Source organism: Saccharopolyspora terrae, from assembly GCF_004348435.1.
In the GTDB taxonomy this organism is placed as follows: Bacteria; Actinomycetota; Actinomycetes; order Mycobacteriales; family Pseudonocardiaceae; genus Saccharopolyspora; species Saccharopolyspora endophytica.
Genome location: NZ_SMKS01000036.1, coordinates 58,939 through 65,268, shown reverse-complemented (window position 1 = coordinate 65,268; position 6,330 = coordinate 58,939). Strand labels below are relative to the sequence as shown.

The 6,330-nt window shown below is 66.2% G+C and carries 6 protein-coding genes; all 6 read right to left on the bottom strand.

Annotation, left to right across the window (positions count from 1 at the left end; all coding sequences use genetic code 11):
- Nucleotides 1–283: 283 nt before the first annotated feature.
- The gene (locus E1181_RS19740; RefSeq protein WP_132676895.1) at nt 284–985 is read right to left on the bottom strand and encodes a TetR/AcrR family transcriptional regulator; all 702 of its coding nucleotides are present in this window, start codon (nt 983–985) and stop codon (nt 284–286) included.
- Nucleotides 986–1,032: 47 nt separating this feature from the next.
- Nucleotides 1,033–2,193: an acyl-CoA dehydrogenase family protein gene (locus E1181_RS19735; RefSeq protein ID WP_207922225.1), complete on the bottom strand. Its 1,161-nt coding sequence runs from the start codon at nt 2,191–2,193 to the stop codon at nt 1,033–1,035.
- A 50-nt stretch (nt 2,194–2,243) separates the two neighbouring features.
- Nucleotides 2,244–3,296, bottom strand: a complete 1,053-nt coding sequence (locus E1181_RS19730) for an MBL fold metallo-hydrolase (RefSeq protein WP_132676891.1) — start codon at nt 3,294–3,296, stop codon at nt 2,244–2,246.
- 161 nt (nt 3,297–3,457) lie between these two features.
- Nucleotides 3,458–4,438, bottom strand: coding sequence for a MaoC family dehydratase (locus E1181_RS19725; protein WP_207922224.1), 981 nt, complete (start codon nt 4,436–4,438; stop codon nt 3,458–3,460).
- Entirely contained in the window at nt 4,435–5,298 is an 864-nt protein-coding gene (locus E1181_RS19720; protein WP_207922223.1) for an HpcH/HpaI aldolase/citrate lyase family protein, read from the bottom strand. Before E1181_RS19720 ends, E1181_RS19725 begins: the two co-directional genes overlap by 4 nt.
- Nucleotides 5,299–5,362: 64 nt before the next feature.
- Entirely contained in the window at nt 5,363–6,301 is a 939-nt protein-coding gene (locus E1181_RS19715; protein ID WP_207922222.1) for an acyl-CoA dehydrogenase family protein, read from the bottom strand.
- Nucleotides 6,302–6,330: the final 29 nt, after the last annotated feature.

The window sequence follows — 6,330 nt, the reverse complement described above, 5'->3', positions numbered from 1 at the left end:
CCGCCACACCCGAGGCCGGCAACAACGCCTCGATGACCTGCCACTGCTCATCAGTCAGCTCATGCCTACGCACCATCAACCAAGATCAAACCAGGTCACCCACACCCACTTTAAGGACACCCCCTAGCCGGACCGGCCGGTCACGAAGCCACGATGGTCGACGACCTGGTCCGAAGGGTGCGGATGCACAATCGGTGATCGGTGCTCGTTGGACGCGGCCCGAGCAAGTCGGAGCGGCGTTCGCCGCGTCGACGAGTACCGGACACCGCTGATGTGGATTGGTTCAGCTGGGCGTCTTGGCTGCTTTGCGCGCCCGCGGTCGCTTCGATGCTGACGCAGTGGTCTCGGAGTCCTCCGGGGAGGCGGCCAGGCCGCTGCGAACGATCGACTTGGCGGTGCGGATCACCTGTTCCAGCGACCCGCGTCGGGGGTTCCACCATTCAGCCGCCCAATTGAGCGCGCCCAGAACGAGCATGCGTGCGGCGCGAGCGTCCAGCTCGACGCGAAGCGAGCCGTCCCGCTTCGCGTCATCGAGCAACTTGCGCCAGATGTCGCCGTAACGATTCGCTTCCACGCTGTAGCGAACCCGGATGCCCTCCGGAATCTGGCCGGCGTTGCGGGTGGCGGCGGTGGTGTAGTCGGAAATCTCCAACTGGTACCGCAGGTGCGATTCGACGGCGACTTCGATTCGGTCGAGGGCAGCGGCCTCCGGGGGAAGAGCGTCGAGCTGTGCCTGCACGTGCTCGGCCATGTGGGCGATGCCGGACCACATGACTTCCTCGATGAGGTCTTCCCGGGACGGGAAGTAGTAGTAGATGGCCGGAGCTTGCAGCTCGGCGGCCTCGGCCACGTCGGTGAGACGGGTTCCGGCGTAGCCCTTGCGGCTCAGCACGTGAGCGGCCGCGTCGAGGATCCGCTGACGGGTGCGGGCGGACTTGGCACCGCCGGTCTCATCCTGCTCGTTGCGAGCTGCTTTTCTAGCCACGAATCAATAATAGCGGCCGTGTCGCTCGGGCGCGGCGGTGACGTCGGTCAATGAGGCAGGCCGCCTCGGCTGACCAGTTGTCCGGCGATGACGTTGCGCTGGATCTCGTTGGTTCCCTCGCCGACGATCATCAGCGGTGCGTCCCGGAAGTACCGCTCCACATCGTACTCGGTCGAGTAGCCGTAGCCGCCGTGAATGCGAACCGCGTTGAGCGCGATCTCCATTGCCGCTTCCGAGGCGTACAACTTCGCCATCCCGGCCTCCATGTCGCAGCGCTGTCCGGCGTCGGAGCGTTCGGCGGCGTGGAGCACGAGCTGGCGGGCGGCGGTGAGCTTGGTGGCCATGTCCGCGAGGTAGGTGGAGATCGACTGGTGCTTCCAAATCGGTTGCCCGAAGCTCTCCCGCTGCTGGGCGTAGGACAGTGCGTCGTCGAACGCCGCTTGCGCCACGCCAAGCGCCCGCGACGCGACCTGGATGCGACCGGTTTCCAGGCCCTTCATCATCTGGGCGAAGCCTCGGCCCTCCTCGCCACCCAGGACCGCGCCGGCGGGAGCGCGGTAGTCCTCGAAGGCGAGCTCGCAGCTCTCGACGCCCTTGTAGCCGAGTTTGGGCAGGTCACGCGACACGGTCAGTCCTGGGCCGTGCTCGACGAGCAAGACGCTGATGCCCTTGTGCCGTGGGTTCGCGTCGGGGTCGGTCTTGCACAGCAGCGCGATGAGCTGTGAGCGGCGAGCGTTGCTGATCCAGGTTTTCCCCCCGTTGATCACATAGGTGTCGCCATCGCGGCGCGCCGTTGTGGTCATCGCCTGCAGGTCTGATCCACCTCCTGGCTCCGTCAGCGCCATGGTCGCGCGGATCTCGCCGGTGGCCATCTTCGGCAGGTAGTGCTCCTTCTGCGATTCGGTGCCGAAGTGCAGCAAGAGCTTGGACACCACCGTGTGGCCGCCCATCGCTCCGGCGAGGCTCATCCAGCCCCGTGCCAGCTCCTCGGTCACGCCGACGTAGCACGGTGTGGACACGGGAGCTTCGCCGTAAGGCTCGGGAATGGCCAGGCCGAAGATGCCGAGTTCCTTCATCTGCTCGATGAGCTTTTCCGGGTACTCGTTGGCGTGCTCCAGTTCGCGGACGACGGGGCGCACTTCCGAGTCGACCCAGTCCCGAACGGTGCGTACGACGTCCTGCTCCTCGGGGGAGAGCGTGGTCACCATGAACTCCTTCGCGCTGGCGGTCCTGCGGAGCGAATATAGTTTAACATAGATTAAAATTTGGAGGAACGGCTCCGAGCGCTGTACCGGCGCACCGCGGAGTTGTTGGTCGAGGTCACCCGCCCGGTCATGGACAGCACGTCGAGGTGTGCCTCGATCTCCATGACCGCCGACATCTGGTGCTCGAGCGCGAGGTGGTCCAGCCTCCGCCGGTGGCGTGTCCACGGCAGCCGCGCCGCCACGTCGTAGGCGGTGGTCGCACCTGCCATGAGGATGTGCTCCACCTCGTCGAGACGCTGCTGGTGGTGGTCCAAGAGCTCCCGGACCCTGGAGTGGGTACTGGTCGTCACCAAGCCATGTGCGGGAAGTAGGGCTGCATCGGGCTGGTTCAGCAGGAGCCTGAGCGATGAGAGGAATGAGCGCAGCGGGCGAGGTGCGGGTGACATCTCGAAACCGAGGGAGGGCGTGATCGTCGGAAGAACGTGGTCTCCGGAAAAGAGCACGCCCGCGGCGGAGTGCTGGTACACGATGTGACCTCGGGTGTGGCCAGGAGTGGCGATCACTTCCAGGGCGTCGTGTGCGAGCGGGATTCGCTCGCCGTGTTCGAGCCATCCGTCGGGGAGCCCGTACGGAACGTCCTTCTCGTGTTCGGGGGGCTCCTCAGTCTGCAGGCGGGCGGCCAGTTCCGGTGCTCCGCAGCGGTCGAGGAGTTCCGGATGCATCGGGAACCTGGCACTGTGCTGTCCGTAGGCCCCGATGCTGTGGTGTTCTTCGCGACCGACCAGCAGGCGAGTGCGCAGGGTGTCGCGCCAGGCGTACGCCTGCGTGTAGTGATCCCAATGGTGGTGCGTGGCCAAGCAGGTCGTCAGGTCGCTGAGCTGGTGGCCGAGCGCGTGCAGCGCGGCGGCGATGGCCTCCTCGTTGGCAGGGCTTGCCCACCCTGGATCGATGAGAATCAAGCCGTCGGGGCCTTCGAGTAGATAGGCGTTGACTGCGGTGAGTCCGGTCAGCGGCAGCGGTAGCGGGATGCGGTGCACGCCCGGAACGACGGTGTGCGGGCCGGGTTCGGTCCAGTCTGCCGGTTGCTCGGCGGTTTCGGTCGTCATGGCGTACCCCAGTGATCGTGTGCAGGTTGATGCATATTTTTAACAACAGTTAAAGGGTTACGTGCGCGCGTTGATGCGGCAGAGACCCGGCGACCTGGTCGGCATCGGATGAGAGTCGCTGGTGCACCCGTTCACCGGCACCGGACCCGGTCGAGCGTCCATCATGGATGCAGAGCCGAGAGGCGCCAATCGAGAACGCTGCTGCCGTCCTCGGCGGTCACCTCGGCGCGCAGTTCGACCACTCGCCATCCACCGGGGGCGGCCAACGAGGGGCCGACGGTGACCTTCGTGGTCAGCGTGTCGCCCTCGTGCACCGGGCCGAGGTGATCGCAGGAGTCCCAGGACAGCACGGTGGCGAGGTCGGGCAGTGCGCGCAGCAGCTGTGATGCGGCGACGGCGATCGTGTGTCCGCCGTAGACCAAACGCCGACCGCCCGCGGCGCGACCGTCATGGTGGACGGCGGCGACGTTCAGGGTCAGTCGGGCCAGCTCGGGTGCGCCCGAGATGACGTCGCCGGTCGCGACGTCCAAGACGGTGCCGGGCTCGGGAAGCGCCTCGGTGCGACGTCCTGCGAGGAACGCATCGCGGTCCCAGTTCGGCACCAGGGCATCGGGCTGCGGTTGCGGAAGTTGCATTCCGACGGCGTCGAGGTCGTCGGCGTGCCCGGTGGGCTGCTCGCGTCGTAGCGGGATCATCGCGCAGCGGTAGAAGTCGAGGACCGGCCTGGTCTCCTGATCGACGGTTTGCATGCGGAGTGCGGCGAGCCCCGTCGGCGCTCGTCCCTTGCGGCGGGAGTTCTCGCGGAGCGCGACGATGGTGGTCGTCGTCCGGAGGGTGTCGCCGATGCAGGGCTGGCGGAGCAGTGCCAGTCGACGGTAGAAGAGGTTGGCCCGGACCCGGCGCGTGGCCAGCGTCGACTGGCCGATCGCGACGTTCCACACCATGGCGGGGCTCGCGGGGTGAACGCCCGCGACCCGATCTGCGAGGTGGTGGTCGAGTGTGAGACGCCAGCGGTCGCCGACGATCGCCTGGTGCTGCCTCTCACGACCTTCGGTGAGCGTGCAGCCAGGAGCGCTGTCGAAGACCTGCCCGACGGCGAGGTCCTCGAACCACGGTCCGTCGATGGAAGTTCCTGCCGTCATTCCGAGATCCTTCCGAGTACGCGCCGCGCAGCAACTGCCATCGCCTCGTCGACCAGAGCGCCATCGACGACGGCCGCGCCCTGCCCGGAGCCGGCTGCCTCTTCCAGGGCTGTCAGGACTCGCCGAGCGTGGTCGACGTCTGTTGCGGACGGCGTGAACGCTTCTGTCACATGTGCCACCTGACGCGGGTGGATCACCCACTTCGCTTGGAAGCCCGCTGCAGCGGCTGTGTCGACTGCGGTGCGGAAGGCGCGGTCGTCGGCCACGCCGAGGTACGGTCCGTCGACGGCCGCGATGCCTGCTGCCGCGGTGTGCAGCAAGACGGTGTCCTGCACGCCGCGCCATGCTGCTGGATCCGTGGTTTGATTCCGGCCGAGCGAGGCCGCGAGATCGGCATAGCCGATGATCACACCGCGCAGTCGCTTGTTGCGTGCCACCACGTCGGATAAGCAGAGCACCCCGGAGGGCGTTTCGACGAGCGCCTCGATCGCGAGTGGTGCCGGTCGGCCGGCTGCGGACTCGAGCCCGTCGAGCAGGCGTTCCGCGAAGCCGACGTCTGTGCCGGACTCGACCTTGGGCAGCACGATCGACGAGACCTGCCCCAGCGATACGGCCATCTCAAGATCGCGGTGGCACCAGGGTGTGCGGGCGGCGTTGACCCTGATCGCCACGGCTGGGCCGTGATCCGGCCAATCGAAGGCCGTCAGCTGTTCGCGCGCGCGATCCTTGTCGCCGAGCGCGACCGCGTCTTCGAGATCGACGACGACTTCGTCGGCGCCGGCGTGCAACGCTTTTCTGAGCTTGTGGTCGTCGCCGGCGGGAACGCAGAGGATCGAACGACGAGGACGGTCACAGACCAAGGACATAATTCTAATCTACGTTAATTAACCGAAGGTGGGCAACTGAAGATCGGTGAGCCGAGCTTCAGCTGTGCTGTGGACTCCAGCACCGTGCTGATGGGCGGGCACGAATGCCGGAGTCCACCTGCGGCGTCAGCGTGCACGCTGGTCCAGGCGTTTGCCGAGGAGCTGAGACGCGATGGTGTCCTTGAGGACTTGAATCGTGCCGCCTGCGATGGACGACACGATGACATCGCGAAAGCACCGCTCCGGGGGGGAACCCGGTGACGAGCCCGTTGCCGCCGAGCACCTGCATGGCCTTCCAACACACGTCGCGTGCAGCGTCGGCGGCGTGCAGTTTCGCCACCGAGACGTCGAGTGGCTCGGGGAACTTGCCCTGCTTTGCCGTCAGCGCGGCCTTCTGGGTGAGGTAGCGGATCGACTCGATCTGGGTCCACATCTCGGCGATGAGGTGGTAGACGGCCTGGAACTCGTTGATCGGCTTGCCGAACTGGTGTCGCTTGTCGGCGTAGGTGATGGCTTCATCGTAGGCGCTCTCCGCCAGGCCCAGGCACAACGACGCGATGTAGAGCCGCTCCATGTTGAATGCCTGCATCAACGTGGGAAAGCTGCCCTCGGCCATCAGCAAGCTGGACTGCGGAATCCGACAGTCCCTAAAGTGCAGCTCGCCGTGGGGTGATCCACGAGAGCCCATGTACTCCGGCCCTTCGCCGAACTCGATTCCGGGCATCCCTTTTTCCATCACGACCGCGCCAATGCCCTTCACTCCGGGTGTGTCGTCCAGCCGTACGAACGTCACGTAGGTGTCGTACTCGGGGCACCCGGTGATGAAGCGCTTGTCGCCGTTGATTACGAGGCTATCGCCTTCTCGGCGAGCTGTCGTCTCGATGTCGGTGACAGCGGAGCCGTGGTTCGGCTCGGACAGCGCGATACCCGCGGTCCGGCGGCCGGCGGCGATCTCCGGGAGGAAATGCCGTTGCGCCTCCCCGTTGTCGGAGATCATCAGAACCTGTGCAGGTCGTCGCGAACAGA